This is a genomic window from Phocaeicola massiliensis B84634 = Timone 84634 = DSM 17679 = JCM 13223, from assembly GCF_000382445.1.
GTDB lineage: Bacteria > Bacteroidota > Bacteroidia > Bacteroidales > Bacteroidaceae > Phocaeicola > Phocaeicola massiliensis.
Map to the genome: position 1 here is coordinate 1,533,619 of NZ_KB905472.1, position 18,982 is coordinate 1,552,600.

The window sequence follows — 18,982 nt, forward strand, 5'->3', positions numbered from 1 at the left end:
CAAGAAGTTATGTTTCGATTTGCAGACCCGAACTTTTTATATTTACTCATCATATTGCCCTTTGTAGTAGCGCTGTACTTATATTCTAATTACCGCCGCCGACAAAACATTCGCAAGTATGGTGATCCGACATTACTCAAACATTTAATGCCGACTATTTCCAAATATCGCCCCGACATTAAATTCTGGCTGATTTTTGCTGCACTCACATTAGTAATCCTAATGTTAGCACGCCCACAATTTGGTTCCAAAATGGAAACGGTAAAACGTAGTGGGGTAGAAGCAGTCATTGCATTGGATATTTCCAACTCAATGTTAGCAGAAGACGTGACTCCCAGTCGTTTGGACAAAGCAAAAAAGCTTATTTCCAGATTAGTAGATACGTTCAACAATGATAAAGTAGGTTTAATCGTATTTGCCGGAGATGCATTCACACAATTACCTATCACAAGCGACTACGTATCTGCCAAAATGTTCTTGGAGACTATCAATCCTTCGCTGATAACTACACAGGGTACAGATATTGGAGCAGCTATTCGTTTGGCTATGAAAAGCTTCACTCCACAGGAAGGTGTAGGACGTGCTATCATAGTCATTACCGATGGTGAAAACCACGAAGGCGGTGCTGTAGAAGCTGCAAAGGAAGCAGCCGAAAAAGGTATGCAAGTATTTGTATTAGGTATCGGCTCGCCTGACGGTTCCCCGATTCCTTCGGAAAGAGGCAGTAACGATTATCGCCGTGATAAAGATGGAAACGTCATTGTAACTCGTTTGAACGAACAAATGTGTCAGGAAATAGCCAAAGCCGGCAATGGAATGTACATCCGTGTGGATAATTCCAACTCAGCAGAGAAGATACTGAACAACGAGATAGCCAAACTGTCGAAAGCTGATGTGGAGAGTCAGGTTTATACCGAATTTGATGAACAATTCCAAGCATTGGCATGGTTGATACTCATCCTGCTGATTGTAGAAATGCTTATTTTGGAACGAAAGAATCCGCTTTTCAAAAATGTGAGACTATTTAAATAAATGCTTATGTTACAGAAAACCTATATCACCCTGTTATTCTTGCTTGTAGCAGGAGGGAGTGCCTTTGCCCAAAAGTCGGATAGAGATTATCTGCGTAGCGGAAACAAGTTATATAACGACAGCTTGTTTGTCAAAGCAGAGGTGGATTATCGCAAAGCACTGGAAGTGAACCCGAAGTCGACAGATGCTATGTTCAACCTGGGCAATTCGCTTCTGATGCAGCAAAAAGCAAAAGAAGCAATGGAACAATTTGAATCGGCTTCAAAGGTAGAAAAAGAAAAAGATAAACTAGCCCAGATTTATCACAATATGGGTGTTATCCTTCAGGCTTCTAAACAATATCCACAATGCATCGAGGCTTACAAGGAGTCTTTACGCAATAACCCGAAAGACAACGAAACACGTTACAATCTTGCTTTAGCACAGAAATTGCTGAAAGACCAACAACAAAACCAACAAAATCAAAATCAGAATAAAGACCAAAAACAGGATCAGAAAGACGAACAGAAAGAGCAAAACAAAGATCAGAAAAATCAAGATAAGAAAGATCAACAACAGAATCAAAATCAGCAACAGCAGCAGAATAAGGATGAAATGTCCAAAGAAAATGCTCAGCAATTGTTGAATGCGGTGATGCAAGATGAAAAGAATGTGCAGGATAAAGTGAAAAAACAAATGCAAATTCGAGGAAAGAAATTGGATAAAGACTGGTAATTGTTTAATTTTGACGACTAAAATAACTAAATAGAAAAATGAGGAAAGTAATTCTCTTATTCATATTAATAACTACGGTGCTGAGAGCATGGGCGGACGGGACTCCAACGCTGACAGCTGTAGCGCCTGATGTGGTAGTAAGCGGTGATCAATTCCGATTGACTTATACGGTAAACACACAGAAGGTGAGAGACTTCCGGGTCCCAAGTATAAAAGGGTTTGAAGTGTTGATGGGTCCAACAGCTTCTCGACAAAGCAGTACACAAATCATTAATGGTAATGTAACTTCAACCAGCTCAGTTACTTATACCTATATATTGATGGCCGATAAAGAAGGAACCTATACCATTCCGGCAGCAACAATCGTTGCCGATGGACATTCCCTCTCTTCCAATACGGTGACTATCAAAGTACTTCCACCTGATCAAGCAAATGGAGTTGGAGGAAATCAGGCTGGTAATCCATCTTCTTCCCGAAGCCAAGCTGCAAGTAGCAAGATAACCAATAAAGACTTATTCATTACTGCTTCAGCCAGTAAAACTACCGTCTACGAACAAGAGGCTATTCTGCTGACTTACAAGGTTTACACATTGGTAGATTTGAGGGGACTCCGTGGAAGTATGCCCGACTTGAAAGGTTTCCATACGCAAGAAGTAGAGCTTCCGGGTAAAAAGGTCTTCACTTTAGAACACTATAACGGAAGAAACTATAATACTACTGTGTGGAGCCAATATATTCTATTTCCACAGCAATCAGGTAAATTAGAAATTCCCTCCATTACATTTGAGGGTACAGTCGCACAGCGAGTAGCTTCGGATGATCCATTCGATGCCTTCTTCAATGGTGGAAGTAACTATATAGAGATAAACAAAAACATCGTAACTCCCAAATTGGTTATCAATGTAAAAGACTTGCCAACCGGAAAGCCAGCCAATTTCTCAGGTGGAGTAGGTGAGTTCACAATCAGCTCTTCCATCAATACACAAGAACTGAAAACAAACGATGCCGTTACCATCAAGTTGATTATTTCAGGTGTAGGAAATCTGAAGTTGATTAACACACCCGAAGTCGATTTTCCAAAAGATTTCGAGGTTTATGATCCGAAGATTGATAATAAGTTCAATTTGACCCGTGAGGGATTATCCGGTAATAAAGTAATTGAATATCTGGCGATTCCCAGACATGCCGGAAACTTCACAATTCCTCCTGTAGAGTTTTCTTACTTTGATCTGAAGTCACAAACGTACAAAACACTGAAAACAGAGCCTTATACGCTGAAAGTAGAAAAAGGAGAAGGAAATGCTGATCAAGTAATCGCCGATTTCACAAATAAAGAAGATCTGAAAGTACTAGGCAAGGATGTGCGTTACATTAAAATGGGAGAAAGTAAACTAGCTAAGAAAGGTGATTTCTTTTTTGGTTCTGTTGCTTACTATCTATGGTATATTATTCCATTAGCTCTCTTCATTACATTTGTTATCATTTATCGCAAAAAAGCAATGGAAAATGCTAATGTTGCCAAAGTACGTACCAAAAAAGCAAACAAAGTGGCTACCAAACGAATGAAGAATGCAGGCAAATTGTTAGCAGAAAACAAGAAAGAAGCATTTTATGATGAAGTTCTGAAAGCGCTTTGGGGCTACATCAGTGATAAACTGAATATTCCGGTTTCTAAACTGTCAAAAGATAATATCGAGGAAGACTTAGCCAAATATGGAGTTTCTCCCGAATGTATCAAAGAATTTATCGAAACACTAAATGAATGTGAATTTGCTCGTTATGCACCGGGTGACCAAAGCGAGGCAATGGATAAGGTATATTCTTCTGCCATAGAGGTCATCAGCAAGATGGAAAATAGTATAAAACACTAACTAATAGGAGATATAACAATGAGAAAAACATATTTCATTTTGATACTTTTGATGGGTTTCCTCAGTTTGAGTGCTCAGACAGACAGTACCCAAGTTACAGTTTCTACCCATGTTACAAAAGCAGAAGCCGATAGTGCCTATATCAATAATGATTTTACCAATGCTGCAGAGTTATATGAAAGTATTTTAAAGAATAAAGGAGAATCGGCAGATATCTATTATAATTTGGGAAACAGTTACTATAAAATGAATAATATAGCAAAAGCTGTGCTCAATTATGAAAGAGCTTTATTGCTGAATCCAGGTAATAATGATATTCGTTTCAACCTAGAATTGGCACGTAGTAAAACTGTCGATAAGGTAACTTTGCCTAGTGAAATGTTTTTTATTACATGGATTCAATCACTTATTAATTCAATGAGTGAAAAAGGATGGGCTCAAACAGGTATTGTTACCTTTATTTTGACTATTTTTATGTTAGCCTTATTTATTTTTGGCAAGCGGGTAGTATGGAAAAAAATAGGTTTCATTTCTGCCATATGTTTTTTTGCAATCTGTATATTCTCTAACATTTTTGCTTCTAAACAAAAGGCAGAACTGTTAAACCGAGACAGTGCCATTATCATAGCTCCCAGTGTTACGGTCAAAAGTACTCCCAATCAAAGTGGAACAGACCTTTTCATTCTTCACGAAGGAAGAAAAGTCATGATTAAAGACAACACAATGAAAGAGTGGAAAGAGATCAGATTGGAAGATGGCAACGTGGGATGGGTACCAACTAATGTAATAGAAATAATCTAAAAAACAATGGATATACAACAGTATATAGCACTCGACAAGGAACTTTTATTGAACCTGAATGGAAGCAATTCTCTTTTTTGGGACGGCTTCATGTGGGTAGCAACAAGTACGTATATATGGATTCCCACTGCTATTATACTGTTGTATATCATTATTAAAAATAATAAGATACAAGAAACTTTACTGACTATTGCAATGATTGCCCTTGTCATTACTTTAGCAGATCAAATTGCTTCAGGTGTTTGTAAACCCTATTTTCATCGTTTTCGCCCCACGCAAGACCCAGATATCATGTATATAGTAGACATAGTAAATGGATATAGGGGAGGTCGATTCGGTTTTATTTCAAGCCATGCTGCCAATACTTTCGCACTTACTGTATTTCTTTCGCTGTTATTCAAAAACAAATCGCTCACTTTCATGCTCATTTTTTGGGCTACCCTCAACTCATATTCACGCATATATTTAGGTGTGCACTATCCCGGGGATATTCTATTCGGTACACTGGCTGGGTGTTTAATAGGATATCTGATGTATTTGTTATATAGCTTTATTCACAAACGCATCTTCCATCAACCTCGTTGTATTTCCAATAAATATACAGCTAGTGGTTATTTGATAAACGATATTAATCTACTATTTACAGTCCTATTATTGACGTATTTTATGATTATTCTTCTCGGGTTTATTACAGCTCATACATTAAACTTATAGGGAAATAGCATTTCATTTCTTCACTTTAAAAAAAGAAGGAAATACTTTGTTTTATATTATTTTTTGCTTAAGTTTATAGCGTGAATTAAATATCACTTGTATAACTAAAATTTAAGACACTATGAACAGAACGATAACATTCAACGAGCTGCGTAAAATCAAAGATTCATTACCCAGTGGAAGTATGCATAGAATAGCTGATGAACTTAATATGAGTGTAGAAACTGTGCGTAATTTTTTTGGAGGTCATAATTTCAAAACAGGAAAAAGTGTTGGTATCCACTTGGAACCAGGTCCGGATGGTGGTTTAGTAATGCTGGATGATACAACAGTTTTAGATAAAGCAATAGATATTTTAAGGGAAGTAGAAAAGGAGGAAATGCAAGAAGCATAAAATAGAAATCCCAGTTGAATGGCAACATTCAATTGGGATTTTTTGTTTTAAAGATGTATATATAGAAAACTCTAAAAAGGAACTGTTATGGAAGATAAATTAGTAACTCTAGCGATTCTCACTTATGCTAAGGCTCAGATTCTTAAGAATGTACTTGAAGCAGAGGGTATTGAAGCATATATTCACAACGTAAACTTGATTCAGCCTGTCATATCTTCCGGTGTGAGAGTAAGAATTAAGGAAAGTGATTTACCTCATGCTCTACAAATCATAGAAAGTTCTACATGGTTAGCCGAAGATATAGTAAAAGAACAAGAAGAGAGTAATAAAGAGAGAAATAAGCAAAAGAAAGTACTTATTCCTGTCGATTTCTCAGATTACTCATTAAAAGCCTGTCAATTTGGTTTCTCATTTGCTAAATCTATAAATGCAGAAGTTATTTTGCTACATGCTTATTTCAGTCCTATCTATGTTCCCACAATCCCTTATGGAACAGAAAATTTCAACTTTCAAATAGAAAGAGAAGACTCTATAAAGAGTATGATAGAAACAGTTCATAAAGAGCTGAATAAGTTGTCAGATACGATTAAAAAGAAAGTGGAAAACGGCGAGTTTCCCAATATAAAATATACATGTATTTTGCGTGATGGCATTCCTGAAGAAGAAATATTACGTTATGCCAAAGAGTATAAACCACAGATTATCATTATGGGTACACGGGGTAGAAGTCAAAAAGATATCGACCTAATAGGAAGTGTAACAGCAGAAGTTATTGAAAGAAGCAAAACTTTTGTATACGCAATACCAGAACATACTCCACTAAAGACTTTCAATGATATCAAAAAGGTAGCGTTTGTGACCAACTTTGATCAAAGAGATTTAATCGCTTTTGACACATTAATAACTGCCTTCAAATCTTTCTATTTTGCTATTTCATTTATCCACTTAAGCACAGAAAATGATGCCTGGAACGAAATTAAACTTGCAGGAATCAAAGATTATTTTCAAAAACAATACCCACAATTGGAATTAGATTACAATGTGATTAAAGAAGATAATATATTGAATAATCTAGATAAATATGTAAAAGAAGAAAATATAGATGTTATTTGTATCACAAACTACAAAAGAAATATCTTTGCTCGATTATTTAACCCAAGTATTGCCCGAAAAATGATATTCCATGCTAATACGCCTATATTAGTAATTAAATAGGATTGACCAAAATATATTTTCTTAGGATGGGTCTTAAGTATTAAATTAGTCCATCCCAGGAAAATATTCATTGAAAAAGGAGTAAATGGATAGAGCTTCTTAATAATTAAACATAATCTTGATTATAATATGATTATAATTGGGATATTCAGAGCCCGCCTGCCTTCCTCTTCGTAGACTTAAAAGGTGGAAATTGAGTTCGGCCTTGCTGGGCATAGCACATAATCTTACAAATCCAAATGACTTCAATCTGAAATGAAACAACAGAGGCCATCTCAAGTTCATTTTGAGACAGCCTCTTGTTTTTATTATGAAAAAGAATTAGAGCCCTAATTCTTTTTCTAAAGAATCATATTCTGCTCTGTTCAATTTCCAATAGATATTCAGTAAATAATTTCCCCATAATGTATTATTGTCCGGTTTCAATTCTTTAGCCTTTTCGTAAAAAGGTTTAGCCTTCTCATACAAAGCTTTAATCTGGTTTTCATTTTCATTATACTTAGGATTATCAATAGCTAATTCTGAATTCTCTTCTACCACAATCTGTGCTGGGAAGAAATAGCAATCACCAATCTTGGCGTAAGCTTCAGCTACTAAATCACCACCATTAGCGATAATTTTATTAAAAGTAGCAATAGCATCATCATATTGTTTCTTTTCGAATTGCAAAATACCTTTCACATATAAGAAATATGGAGTTTCATTAGTAGCAAGCAGCTTATTGATTTGAGCTAAACCCTCATCAACCATACCTTTTTGGATATAATAATCCATGATATTACCAACAAAATACTCCTGCTGAGGGAATTTTTCTGTTCCTTCTTTAATTACTTCCAGCCATTTTATTGAATCGCCAGTTTCTTTATCACCATAAGCCTCAGCCAAACACATCAAAGCTCTATAACCTTCGCTCTTATCTTCTTTACCTATCGTACCATATTTGATAACTGCATCTTTATCTTTTAGCATATTAGCAGCCAAAGTAGCATAACAAGCATATAAAGCATTCAATGTATCTGCCTTAAGAGATTCATCATCAGCAAATATAGGTTCGTTTACAACATCTACAAATAGACCAAAATATTTCAAAGCATCAGCGTAATCGCCTTTATTATAAGCATCTCCACCACCATTAATTAAATTCAAACGTAATGTTTTAAGAGCATTAGCATTCTTCTTTCTATATTTAGGCTTTTTCATCTCACCACTTTTGACTTTAGCCTGCTCCATCTCATCACATTTCAAATAATACTCATACATTTTTGCCAAACTGTTATAAAGTCTAGTTGTATCAGCTTGACCACCTGGCAAATAAAGTTTCATGTTTTCGTCATCATACATAGCTTTCTGAAAGTCACCTGCTAATTTCCAAGTTTCTGGATCATTTGCAGTCTCGGGATTGGTCAAAGCCGGTTCAATAACTTTTGCAGCTTCTTCAGGTTTACTTTTTAAAGATTTAGCTTCTTTAACAGCACTAACCTGTGCAGATGCAAAACATGCACCCAATAATAAAGCCACTGTAAATAATACTTTTTTCATAATTTTGTGGATTTAATAATACAATCTTTTATGTTCTCTTTTATTCTTCGCTATTCTCTTCGGCAAAGGATTCACCTTGAATATCTCCTCCATTAATTGGAGCTTCGGTATCTAATAGATTTTCATCCTCGTTGGCCATTTCTTCTTCCGATTCTGATGTTACTTTACATACAGAGCCGATTTGATCGTTACGCTTTTCAAGATTTATCAAACGAACTCCCTGAGTAGCACGTCCCATAATGCGCACATCAGCTACCTTCAAACGAATTGTGATACCCGATTTATTGATAATCATCAAATCATTTTCATCCGTAACCGATTTTATAGCAACCAATTTACCTGTCTTATCAGTAATATTCAATGTCTTGACACCTTTACCACCACGATTGGTCTTACGATAGTCTTCTATATCCGAACGCTTACCGTAACCTTGTTCCGACACAACCATAATAGATTCTGTTTCAGGATCTTTTATGCATATCATTCCGATTACTTCATCGCTTCCATCTTCGTCTAAAGTCATACCGCGAACTCCGGTTGCGGTACGTCCCATTACGCGAACCGCACTTTCGTGGAAACGAATGGCACGACCATTACGGTTAGCAATGATAATCTCATTATTACCATTTGTCATGCGTACTTCAATAACTTTATCATCTTCACGAATAGTAATCGCATTCACACCATTTTGTCGAGGACGTGAATATTGTTCAAGCAATGTTTTCTTAATTACACCATTCTTTGTACAAAACAAGACATAGTGGCTATTAATAAATTCGGTATCATTTAAACTCTTCACACGAAGATATGCCGTTACTACATCATCTGAATCAATATTCAACAAGTTCTGGATAGCACGTCCTTTAGCATTCTTTGTTCCTTCCGGTATTTCATACACTTTCAGCCAATAGCATTTACCTTTTTGAGTAAAGAACATCATCGTATTATGCATCGTAGCCGGGTAAATATGCTCTACAAAGTCTTCATCACGTGTTTCACTTCCTTTAGAACCTACTCCTCCTCTATTTTGAGCACGGAATTCAGATAACGGTGTACGCTTGATGTATCCCATATGTGAAATAGTAATAACCATTTGGTCATCTGCGTAAAAATCTTCCGGATTGAACTCTTCTGAAGAATAAACGATTTCCGAACGACGCACATCACCATATTTAGCTTTTACTTCGAGTAATTCATCTTTGATTACTTTTTTACAAAGTTCATCATTAGAAAGAATTTCTTCATAGTAAGCGATCTGTTTCATAACTTCTTCATATTCTGCATGAAGTTGGTCTTGCATCAGACCGGTAAGTTGGCGCAAGCGCATCTCAACAATAGCACGTGACTGAATTTCACTTAAGCTAAAACGTTCCATCAAATTAGCTATTGCATCATTTGGAGTTTTGGCAGCACGAATAATACGAATCACCTCATCAATATTGTCCGATGCAATAATAAGACCTTCCAAAATATGAGCACGTTCTTGGGCTTTGCGTAAATCATATTGAGTACGTCTAATCACAACGTCATGACGATGCTCCACAAAATATTTAATCAAATCTTTTAGATTGAGCATTTGGGGACGTCCATGCACCAATGCGATGTTGTTCACGCCAAAAGAAGTCTGCAGAGCTGTCATCTTAAATAGCTTATTAAGCACGACACTGGCATTAGCATCACGCTTAACATCAATAACAATACGCATACCTTCACGGTCAGACTCATCATTTACATATGAGATACCATCAATTTTCTTTTCATTGACCAATGAAGCGATATTTTCAATCAGCTCTTTTTTATTTACGTTATAAGGAATCTCATTTACGATAATCTTATCATGCGAAGTATGTGTTTCTATTTCAGCCTTTGCACGCATCACTACTCGTCCGCGACCTGTTTCATAAGCATCACGCACACCACTTATGCCATATATATAACCCCCTGTAGGAAAATCCGGGGCCTTTACATATTGCATTAATCCCTCAATATCAATATCATTATTATCAATATAGGCGATACAAGCATCTATCACTTCCGAAAGATTATGAGTCGGCATATTAGTTGCCATACCTACCGCAATACCAGACGCTCCGTTTACCAATAAATTCGGGATTCGAGTCGGCATAACAGTAGGCTCTTGCAATGTATCATCAAAGTTATTTTGAAAATCAACAGTTTCTTTATACAAGTCCTGCATCATTTCCTCACCTACTTTTTTCAATCTTGCTTCAGTATAACGCATAGCAGCTGCACTATCACCGTCCACTGAACCAAAGTTACCCTGACCATCAACCAACGGATATCTCATTGCCCAATCTTGAGCCATTCTAACGAGAGCGCCATATACAGATGAATCACCGTGAGGGTGATACTTTCCTAAAACTTCACCTACTATTCTTGCTGATTTCTTATAAGCTTTATCCGAGGTGTTCCCCAGTTCCATCATTCCGTAAAGTATACGTCTGTGAACGGGTTTCAAACCATCTCGTACATCAGGGAGGGCGCGTGCCACGATTACCGACATAGAATAATCAATGTACGACGACTTCATTTCCTCTTCGATGTTAATCTTTATAATTCTGTCTTGTTCTTGCATTTAAAACAAATATTAATTATACATTTCAGGGTCTATCAAAAACCACGCTAAGGTACGGCTTTTATACGACATACGAAAACAAACCCGAAAAAAAGTTGAGCCAAATGACATATTTTGCCATGTACTTACATGTCTTTAGACAAAAAATAGCATAATACATAATATTCCTCTTTTCGAAGAGCATAAAATATAATGTGGCACACATTTTGCAGGTATAATATTAAATAAAAAGAAAAATAACGGTACGCATCATTTTTATGCGTATCTTTGCATTTAAAGAATAAACATTATACTTTTTAAGGAGGATAATAATTTTATGAATAATCAATTTACACAAAGAGTGTCCGACATCATTACTTATAGCAAAGAAGAGGCAAATAGACTCCGAAACAGCTATATCGGTCCCGAACACTTGCTGTTGGGACTGATACGTGAAGGTGAAGGAAAGGCTATCGAGATTCTACTAAACTTAAATATTAATTTACAAGATATAAAATACCAATTAGAGAATATCCTGAAAAGAGATTCAGAAAGCGATGCCATTTACGATGCTAATATCAACTTTAACGAATCTGCATCCAAAGTATTAAAGCTTTGTATTTTGGAAGCAAAATTACTTAAGAATTCACTCGCTGATTCAGAACATATTCTATTGGCAATCATGAAAGTTAAGAATAACTCTGCTTTCCATTTACTAGAAAGCAGCAATGTGACATATGATAAAATAATCGAACAACTTACTCTTCAGCCAGATATTCACGCAGGGCTTGGGTTCAGCGAAGATGAAGATGAAGAAGAGGATGAAATCCAAAATCAGCCTTCGACAGGAAATAGCCAATCTGGAGCTACCCAACAGACACGCTCTACCCAAAAGAAACCTACTAATGATACACCTGTACTCGATAATTTCGGTACAGATATGACACGTGCCGCCGAAGAAGGTAAATTAGACCCTGTAGTGGGGCGAATTAAGGAAATTGAGCGATTAGCTCAGATTCTAAGCCGCCGCAAAAAAAACAATCCTATCCTCATTGGTGAGCCAGGTGTAGGTAAATCTGCTATTGTAGAGGGACTTGCACTTCGAATTGTAGAGAAAAAAGTTTCACGCATCTTGTTTGACAAACGTGTGATTGCACTTGATATGACGGCTGTTGTAGCAGGTACAAAATATCGAGGACAATTTGAAGAACGTATTCGTTCTATCTTGAATGAATTAAAGAAAAATCCCAATATTATTCTTTTCATTGATGAAATACATACCATCGTCGGTGCAGGTTCTGCTGCAGGTTCTATGGATGCCGCCAACATGTTAAAGCCGGCATTAGCTAGAGGTGAAATTCAATGCATTGGTGCTACCACACTAGACGAATATCGTCAGAATATTGAAAAAGATGGAGCTTTGGAGCGCCGTTTCCAAAAAGTCATAGTAGAGCCTACTACACCCGAAGAAACAATCCAAATTCTGCAAAACATCAAAGAAAAATATGAGGATCACCATAATGTAAACTATACCGATGCCGCATTGGAAGCTTGTGTAAAACTGACAGAACGCTATATAACCGATCGAAATTTCCCGGATAAAGCTATTGATGCTTTAGATGAAGCAGGCTCGCGCGTACACCTCATAAATATAAGCGCCCCTAAGGAAATCGAAGAGCAGGAAAAGTTGATAGATGAAATGAAATCCCTTAAAAATGAGGCTGTCAAACTGCAGAACTTCGAGCTTGCCGCCAGCTACCGCGACAAAGAAAAAGAATATGCAGCACAATTGGATATACTGAAAGAAAAATGGGAAAAGGCCTTAAAAGAAAATCGCGAAACTGTGGACGAAGAGCAGATTGCTGACGTAGTTTCTATGATTTCGGGAATTCCCGTACAAAAAATGGCACAGACTGAAGGCGTGAAGTTATTAAGCATGAAAGATGAACTACTAACTAAAGTAGTAGGTCAGGATAAAGCGATTAATACATTAGTAAAAGCTATCCAGCGCAGTCGCGTAGGGTTAAAAGACCCCAATAAGCCTATTGGTACATTTATGTTTTTAGGACCTACAGGAGTCGGTAAAACTCATTTAGCCAAAGAATTGTCAAAACTGATGTTTGGCTCCACTGATGCACTGATTCGCATTGATATGAGTGAATATATGGAGAAGTTTACAGTTTCACGGCTCGTAGGAGCACCTCCGGGATACGTAGGCTATGAAGAAGGAGGTCAACTAACTGAAAAAGTAAGACGCAAACCCTATTCTATCGTTTTATTGGATGAGATAGAAAAGGCCCACCCCGATGTATTCAATATTTTGTTGCAAGTAATGGACGAAGGCCGACTGACTGACAGTTATGGCAGAACCGTAGACTTCAAGAATACGGTAGTTATCATGACCTCTAATATAGGAACCCGCCAACTAAAAGAATTCGGCAAAGGAATAGGCTTCACTACACAGGCACGTGAGGATAAAGAATATGCTAAAGGAGTCATTACAAAGGCTTTAAACAAAGCCTTTGCCCCTGAATTCATTAACCGCCTAGACGAAATTATTAATTTCGACCAATTGGATATGGAAGCATTGGTGAAGATTATCGACATTGAGCTTAAAGGACTTCACCAGCGGATTGAAAACATTGGCTATAAGATGATTATAGATGACGAAGCAAAGCGATTTGTCGCATCAAAAGGTTATGATATACAATTCGGTGCACGTCCGTTGAAACGTGCTATTCAAAACTATTTGGAAGACGGATTGTCAGAAATAATTCTTGGTGCAGAATTACAGCCCGGAGATACTATTAAAGTGTCATACAATAAAGAAGAAGATGCCATCAGTATGACTGTAGAAAAGTAAAGGACTAAAAGTTATCCAAAAATAACCGCCAAAATGTCAGATACCTGTGTATCTGGCATTTTTTTTGCACCAAAGCTTACAATTACAAATAACAATAACTTAAAACATTAATAATATGCAAAAAGGAAACATTGGGGTAACTACCGAGAATATTTTCCCCATCATTAAAAAGTTCTTATATAGTGACCATGAAATATTTCTTCGTGAATTGGTATCTAATGCAGTAGATGCTACCCAAAAGCTCAAGACTCTTGCCTCCAAAGGGGAGTTTAAAGGAGAAATGGGCGACCTCACTGTCAAAGTAAGTTTAAATGCAGATACTATCACTATCTCCGATCGTGGTATCGGATTAACTGCTGAAGAAATAGAAAAGTATATTAATCAAATTGCTTTTTCTGGCGCCAATGATTTTCTTGAAAAATACAAAGATGACGCCAATGCCATTATCGGTCACTTCGGACTAGGTTTCTACTCCGCATTTATGGTGGCAAAAAAAGTGGAAATCATCACCAAGTCTTATCGCGAAGATGCTCAAGCCGTGAAATGGACTTGCGATGGAAGCCCTGAGTTTACGATAGAAGACGTGGAAAAAGCAGACCGTGGTTCAGACATTATCTTATACATAGACGATGATTGCAAAGAATTCTTAGAAGAAGCACGTATATCTGCTTTACTTACTAAATATTGCCGTTTCCTCCCCATTCCTGTAGCTTTTGGAAAAAAGAAAGAATGGAAAGACGGTAAACAAGTAGAGACAAACGAAGATAATATTATTAATGAAACTTATCCTCTTTGGACTCGTAAACCGGTGGAGCTGAAAGACGAGGACTATAAAAAATTCTATCAGGAACTCTACCCGATGGCAGACGAGCCTTTGTTCTGGATTCATTTGAATGTAGACTACCCGTTCAATTTAACAGGTATTCTTTACTTTCCGAAAATCAAGAGCAATATTGAATTGCAACGTAACAAAATTCAGTTATATTGCAACCAAGTATATGTAACAGATTCAGTAGAAGGCATTGTACCTGACTTTCTAACTCTTTTACACGGCGTAATTGATTCACCGGACATCCCGTTAAACGTATCACGTTCTTATCTGCAAAGCGACTCGAACGTAAAGAAGATTTCTACCTATATTTCAAAGAAAGTTTCAGATCGTTTACAAGCCATCTTCAAAAATAACCGTAAAGAATTTGAAGAAAAATGGGATGACTTGAAGATTTTCATCAATTATGGCATGTTGACTCAAGAAGATTTCTATGAAAAAGCCAATAAATTTGCTTTATTGAAAGATACAGACGGAAAATATTATACTTATGAAGAATATCAGAGTTTAATCAAAGATAACCAAACAGATAAAGATGGAAATCTGATTTACCTGTATTCCAACAACATGGACGAACAATACAGTTACATTGACGCTGCCAAAAACAGAGGATACAATATATTACTGATGGATGGTCAACTGGATGTAGCCATGATAAGCATGCTCGAACAAAAATTTGAAAAGAGTCGCTTCACTCGTGTGGATAGTGATATCATTGATCGTTTGATTGCCAAAGAGGAGCATAAAGAAGCTAACTTGGAATCCAATCAACGCGAGATTCTTTCTTCCGTCTTCCGCAGTCAGTTGCCTCAGATAAAGAAAGTGGAATTCAATGTCGAAACACAAGCGTTAGGAGAAAACGGTGCACCGATAATGATTACACAAAGCGAATATATGCGGCGTATGAAAGAAATGGCTAATATTCAGGCCGGTATGAGTTTTTATGGAGAAATGCCAAATATGTATAACCTTGTTTTGAATGCCGATCACAAACTCGTCAAACAAGTATTGACAGATGCCGACAACTCGTGCAAAGCAGCACTTGAACCTATCGAAAGCGAAATGGCAAATTTAAACAACCGACGTAAGGAACTCCAAAAGGCTCAAGAAGGCAAAAAAACAGAAGACATCCCGCAAGCAGAGAAAGATGAATTAAATGATATCGAAAAGAAAATATCGGATGAAACCACCAAGAAACAGGCTGTCTTAGGTGAGTACGCCAATGGAAATAAGATAATCCACCAATTAATCGATCTTGCATTATTACAAAACAATATGTTAAAAGGAGAAGCTTTAACCAACTTTGTAAAACGAAGCATCGAATTAATCTGATTTTATGAGCTTTTCTCATAACTAAAGAGAGGGTATCAACAGCAAAACTACACAATTGCTTTTGATACCCTTTCTCTTTTTTATTTCCAAAACGAATATATATAAAGATTTATTTCTATATTTGGGAAAATATAGAAAATCCATGAAACAACGCATATATATACTCCTACTCCTAATATTAATTCCTTTGCAAATGGAAGCACAAAAAGTAGGACTTGTATTGAGTGGTGGCGGCGCTAAAGGACTGACTCACATTGGTATTATCCGTGCACTGGAAGAAAATGAAATCCCCATAGATTATATTACCGGTACTTCTATGGGTGCCATTGTCGGCTCACTTTACGCTATGGGGTATTCTCCTGATGAAATGGAACAACTACTCAAATCAGATGACTTTAAACGCTGGTATTCGGGAGATGTTGAAGAAAAATATATCTACTATTTCAAGAAAAATCCGCCGACTCCGGAGTTTATCAACATTCGTATTTCATTAAAGGACTCCCTTAAAAGTGTAAAGCCCCATTTTCTGCCCAACAGTATTGTAGATCCCATCCAAATGAATATCGTATTTCTGCAACTTTTTGCCCAATCCACCGCGGCATGCAAAGAAAACTTTGATAGTTTGTTTATTCCTTTCCGCTGCATTGCATCCGACGTTTACAATAAACGCGCCATGATATTGAAAGATGGTGATTTAGGAGATGCTGTCCGTGCTTCCATGAGCTTTCCGGCCATGTTCAAACCGATTGAAATAGATTCAATACTTGCTTATGATGGAGGAATATACAATAATTTCCCGGTAAATGTGATGAAAGACGATTTCCATCCTGATATTATAATAGGAAGTACCGTTTCTACCAACCCTGGAAAACCCAAAGAAGGAGACATCATGGGACAATTGGAAAATATGATCATGCAAAAGACGGATTATACGCTACCCGATTCTTTAGGGATTCTATTAACATTCAAATACGACAATGTCAACCTGATGGATTTCAACCGTTTCGACGAACTACATGATATCGGTTATAAACGCACATTGGAAATGATGGACTCTATAAAAAGCCGAATCCATCGAAGAGTGAATCCTGCCCAAATAGAAGCCCGGCGCTTGGCATATAAAAGTAATTTACCCGAACTTCGATTCAAAAAAGTCAATATCACAGGCGCTAATGAACGGCAGAAACAATATATCCGCAAAGAATTCCACGAAAATAATTACGAGACATTTACAATAGAAGATGTAAAACAAGGATATTTTCGCTTGTTATCAGATAATATAATCTCTGAAATTATTCCCCACGCTGTTTATAATAAGGAGGACGGAACTTACGATTTGAACTTACAAGTCAAGATGGAAGCCAATCTCTCCGCCCGAGTTGGTGGAAATGTCTCTTCCAGTGGAGCCAACCAAGTTTATTTTGGTGCATCTTACCAAAACCTGAACTATTACTCTAAAGAATTTACATTCGACGGACAACTTGGCAGAATTTATAATAACCTCCAACTGGCAGCACGCATCGATTTCCCAACCCGAATACCTACTTCATACCGTTTCATGGCCTCCATCTCCACCTTTGACTATTATAAAGAAGAAAAGTTATTCTCCAACAACGACAATCCGGCTTTTAATAAAAAGAAAGAGGAATTCGTGAAAATAAAAGCAGCACTTCCCTTCCTCAGCCGAAAAAAAGCCGAATTTGGGATAGGAATCGCACGCATTCAAGATCGCTATTTCCAAACCAATATCATTGATTTCAGTCAGGCAAAGCATGATCGTAGCACTTACGACATCCTTGGAGGCTCCATAGTCTTGGAAGGAAGCACCTTGAACGCACGACAATTTGCCACTCAGGGAAGCAGAGAAAAAATGGCAGCACAAATATTCACAGGCAGGGAAAAGTTTAAAGCTGGCAATCCGCAAGCTCCTGTAGAAAACCAATATAAAAAGATACAATCATGGTTGCAGGTATCTTATGAAAATGAAACATATCACAAAATAAGCCCTAAGTTTACACTAGGAGCTTATTTGGAAGCCTATTACTCTTCACGAAATTTTTCAAATAATTATACCGCAACTTTAATGGAAGCGGGCGAATTTGCCCCCACCGCCCATAGCAAAGTGACCTACAATGAGGCATTCCGCGCCAATCAATATACCGGAATCGGGGCTATTCCTATCTATCAATTAGGAAATTCTATCCAGCTACGAGGAGAATTCTATGGTTTCATTCCCATCTTTCCTATTAAAAAAGATGAATACGGAAAAGCATATTATGGTAAAGCCTTCACAAAATTCGAATATCTAGGAGAAATCTCTCTTGTATTCCAATTATCTTTCGGTTCTATCAGTGCATACGTAAATCATTATAGCTCACCGAATAACGACTGGAATGTAGGACTCACACTAGGTTGGCAGCTATTTAACTCCCGTTTCATCGAATAATTTTTTGAAAAAAGAATTGCTAAAACACTTGCAGATTCGAAAAAAGTCCGTATCTTTGCACCCGTTAAAACGAAAGAACAATGGCCGCGTAGCTCAACTGAATAGAGTAGCTGACTACGGATCAGCCGGTTACAGGTTTGAATCCTGTCGCGGTCACAAAAAGAAGGTATGTCGTACTATACGATGAACCTTCTTTTTTTTATTCATTCCTATAAAAATCTGCCGAGCATATTGGCTCAGTTTGAAAACTTGGGGGAATTAGTGGCTCAGTTGTAATTCTTGGGGGAATTAGTTAAAAACCCTATCTTTGGCACATGAAACAGAAACTTCAAAAATATCTTGATGACTGTATTAAATTGCGGATACCCCCATTCTTCGAGATTGTTTTAAGCTCCCTACGTCGTTTCGTTAGTCGGACCAAGCGTTTTCGTCCTTTAGATTATGCCTGCCTGTCCGTCGAATTACTACAGTCTCCGGCAGCGGACTGTATGATTCGTTGCAGTGGACCGTACAGTCTGCTACAGTGGACTATACGGTCCACTGCCGCAGACTGTAATAATCTGGCTCAGTTTGAAAACTTGGGGGAATTAGTTAAAAACACTATCTTTGTGGCATGAAACAGAACCTTCAACCCCCTGCCACTCCACTGGAGATGTT

At 37.3% G+C, this 18,982-nt stretch carries 13 protein-coding genes and 1 tRNA gene; 12 read left to right on the top strand and 2 right to left on the bottom strand.

Annotated elements, in window-relative coordinates:
- Positions 1-9: 9 nt before the first annotated feature.
- The 7 genes from HMPREF1534_RS12505 to HMPREF1534_RS12475 all read left to right on the top strand — a co-directional run bounded on the left by HMPREF1534_RS12505 (position 10) and on the right by HMPREF1534_RS12475 (position 6,741).
- Positions 10-1,032, top strand: coding sequence for a vWA domain-containing protein (locus tag HMPREF1534_RS12505; RefSeq protein WP_005938710.1), 1,023 nt, complete (start codon positions 10-12; stop codon positions 1,030-1,032).
- A 6-nt stretch (positions 1,033-1,038) separates the two neighbouring features.
- The gene (locus HMPREF1534_RS12500; protein WP_005938712.1) at positions 1,039-1,746 is read left to right on the top strand and encodes a tetratricopeptide repeat protein; all 708 of its coding nucleotides are present in this window, start codon (positions 1,039-1,041) and stop codon (positions 1,744-1,746) included.
- Between the two features lie 38 nt (positions 1,747-1,784).
- A complete protein-coding gene (locus HMPREF1534_RS12495; RefSeq protein WP_005938716.1) occupies positions 1,785-3,617 on the top strand; it encodes a BatD family protein in 1,833 nt (610 codons plus the stop codon).
- 18 nt (positions 3,618-3,635) lie between these two features.
- Entirely contained in the window at positions 3,636-4,418 is a 783-nt protein-coding gene (locus HMPREF1534_RS12490; RefSeq protein ID WP_005938719.1) for a tetratricopeptide repeat protein, read from the top strand.
- 6 nt (positions 4,419-4,424) lie between these two features.
- A complete protein-coding gene (locus HMPREF1534_RS12485) occupies positions 4,425-5,132 on the top strand; it encodes a phosphatase PAP2 family protein (RefSeq protein ID WP_005938722.1) in 708 nt (235 codons plus the stop codon).
- Between the two features lie 121 nt (positions 5,133-5,253).
- Positions 5,254-5,526, top strand: a complete 273-nt coding sequence (locus tag HMPREF1534_RS12480; protein WP_005938724.1) for a hypothetical protein — start codon at positions 5,254-5,256, stop codon at positions 5,524-5,526.
- Positions 5,527-5,613: 87 nt separating this feature from the next.
- Positions 5,614-6,741, top strand: coding sequence for a universal stress protein (locus HMPREF1534_RS12475; RefSeq protein WP_005938728.1), 1,128 nt, complete (start codon positions 5,614-5,616; stop codon positions 6,739-6,741).
- 321 nt (positions 6,742-7,062) lie between these two features.
- Here HMPREF1534_RS12475 and HMPREF1534_RS12470 read toward each other — a convergent pair whose 3' ends face one another.
- Together HMPREF1534_RS12470 and gyrA are read right to left on the bottom strand one after the other, a co-directional pair.
- Positions 7,063-8,280 (bottom strand): tetratricopeptide repeat protein, encoded by a 1,218-nt coding sequence (locus HMPREF1534_RS12470; RefSeq protein ID WP_005938730.1) that lies wholly within the window; start codon positions 8,278-8,280, stop codon positions 7,063-7,065.
- A 40-nt stretch (positions 8,281-8,320) separates the two neighbouring features.
- The gene (gene gyrA / locus HMPREF1534_RS12465) at positions 8,321-10,876 is read right to left on the bottom strand and encodes a DNA gyrase subunit A (RefSeq protein ID WP_005938733.1); all 2,556 of its coding nucleotides are present in this window, start codon (positions 10,874-10,876) and stop codon (positions 8,321-8,323) included.
- 316 nt (positions 10,877-11,192) lie between these two features.
- Here gyrA and HMPREF1534_RS12460 point away from each other — a divergent pair, with 316 nt between their 5' ends.
- The 5 genes from HMPREF1534_RS12460 (at position 11,193) to HMPREF1534_RS20295 (ending at position 18,942) form a co-directional block, all read left to right on the top strand.
- Positions 11,193-13,718 (top strand): ATP-dependent Clp protease ATP-binding subunit, encoded by a 2,526-nt coding sequence (locus HMPREF1534_RS12460; protein ID WP_005938737.1) that lies wholly within the window; start codon positions 11,193-11,195, stop codon positions 13,716-13,718.
- A 115-nt stretch (positions 13,719-13,833) separates the two neighbouring features.
- Positions 13,834-15,879, top strand: a complete 2,046-nt coding sequence (htpG, locus tag HMPREF1534_RS12455) for a molecular chaperone HtpG (RefSeq protein WP_005938740.1) — start codon at positions 13,834-13,836, stop codon at positions 15,877-15,879.
- 142 nt (positions 15,880-16,021) lie between these two features.
- Entirely contained in the window at positions 16,022-18,325 is a 2,304-nt protein-coding gene (locus HMPREF1534_RS12450; protein ID WP_025066897.1) for a patatin-like phospholipase family protein, read from the top strand.
- Between the two features lie 82 nt (positions 18,326-18,407).
- A tRNA-Arg gene (locus tag HMPREF1534_RS12445) sits at positions 18,408-18,481 on the top strand.
- A 158-nt stretch (positions 18,482-18,639) separates the two neighbouring features.
- Complete coding sequence (locus HMPREF1534_RS20295) at positions 18,640-18,942, top strand: hypothetical protein (RefSeq protein ID WP_005938745.1); 303 nt, start codon at positions 18,640-18,642, stop codon at positions 18,940-18,942.
- The last annotated feature ends 40 nt before the right edge of the window (positions 18,943-18,982 follow it).

Coding starts and splice junctions, on each gene's coding strand:
- HMPREF1534_RS12505 (WP_005938710.1), top strand. CDS start 10: ATGTTTCGATTTGCAGACCCGAACTTTTTATATTTACTCATCATATTG.
- HMPREF1534_RS12500 (WP_005938712.1), top strand. CDS start 1,039: ATGTTACAGAAAACCTATATCACCCTGTTATTCTTGCTTGTAGCAGGA.
- HMPREF1534_RS12495 (WP_005938716.1), top strand. CDS start 1,785: ATGAGGAAAGTAATTCTCTTATTCATATTAATAACTACGGTGCTGAGA.
- HMPREF1534_RS12490 (WP_005938719.1), top strand. CDS start 3,636: ATGAGAAAAACATATTTCATTTTGATACTTTTGATGGGTTTCCTCAGT.
- HMPREF1534_RS12485 (WP_005938722.1), top strand. CDS start 4,425: ATGGATATACAACAGTATATAGCACTCGACAAGGAACTTTTATTGAAC.
- HMPREF1534_RS12480 (WP_005938724.1), top strand. CDS start 5,254: ATGAACAGAACGATAACATTCAACGAGCTGCGTAAAATCAAAGATTCA.
- HMPREF1534_RS12475 (WP_005938728.1), top strand. CDS start 5,614: ATGGAAGATAAATTAGTAACTCTAGCGATTCTCACTTATGCTAAGGCT.
- HMPREF1534_RS12470 (WP_005938730.1), bottom strand. CDS start 8,280: ATGAAAAAAGTATTATTTACAGTGGCTTTATTATTGGGTGCATGTTTT.
- gyrA (WP_005938733.1), bottom strand. CDS start 10,876: ATGCAAGAACAAGACAGAATTATAAAGATTAACATCGAAGAGGAAATG.
- HMPREF1534_RS12460 (WP_005938737.1), top strand. CDS start 11,193: ATGAATAATCAATTTACACAAAGAGTGTCCGACATCATTACTTATAGC.
- htpG (WP_005938740.1), top strand. CDS start 13,834: ATGCAAAAAGGAAACATTGGGGTAACTACCGAGAATATTTTCCCCATC.
- HMPREF1534_RS12450 (WP_025066897.1), top strand. CDS start 16,022: ATGAAACAACGCATATATATACTCCTACTCCTAATATTAATTCCTTTG.
- HMPREF1534_RS20295 (WP_005938745.1), top strand. CDS start 18,640: ATGAAACAGAAACTTCAAAAATATCTTGATGACTGTATTAAATTGCGG.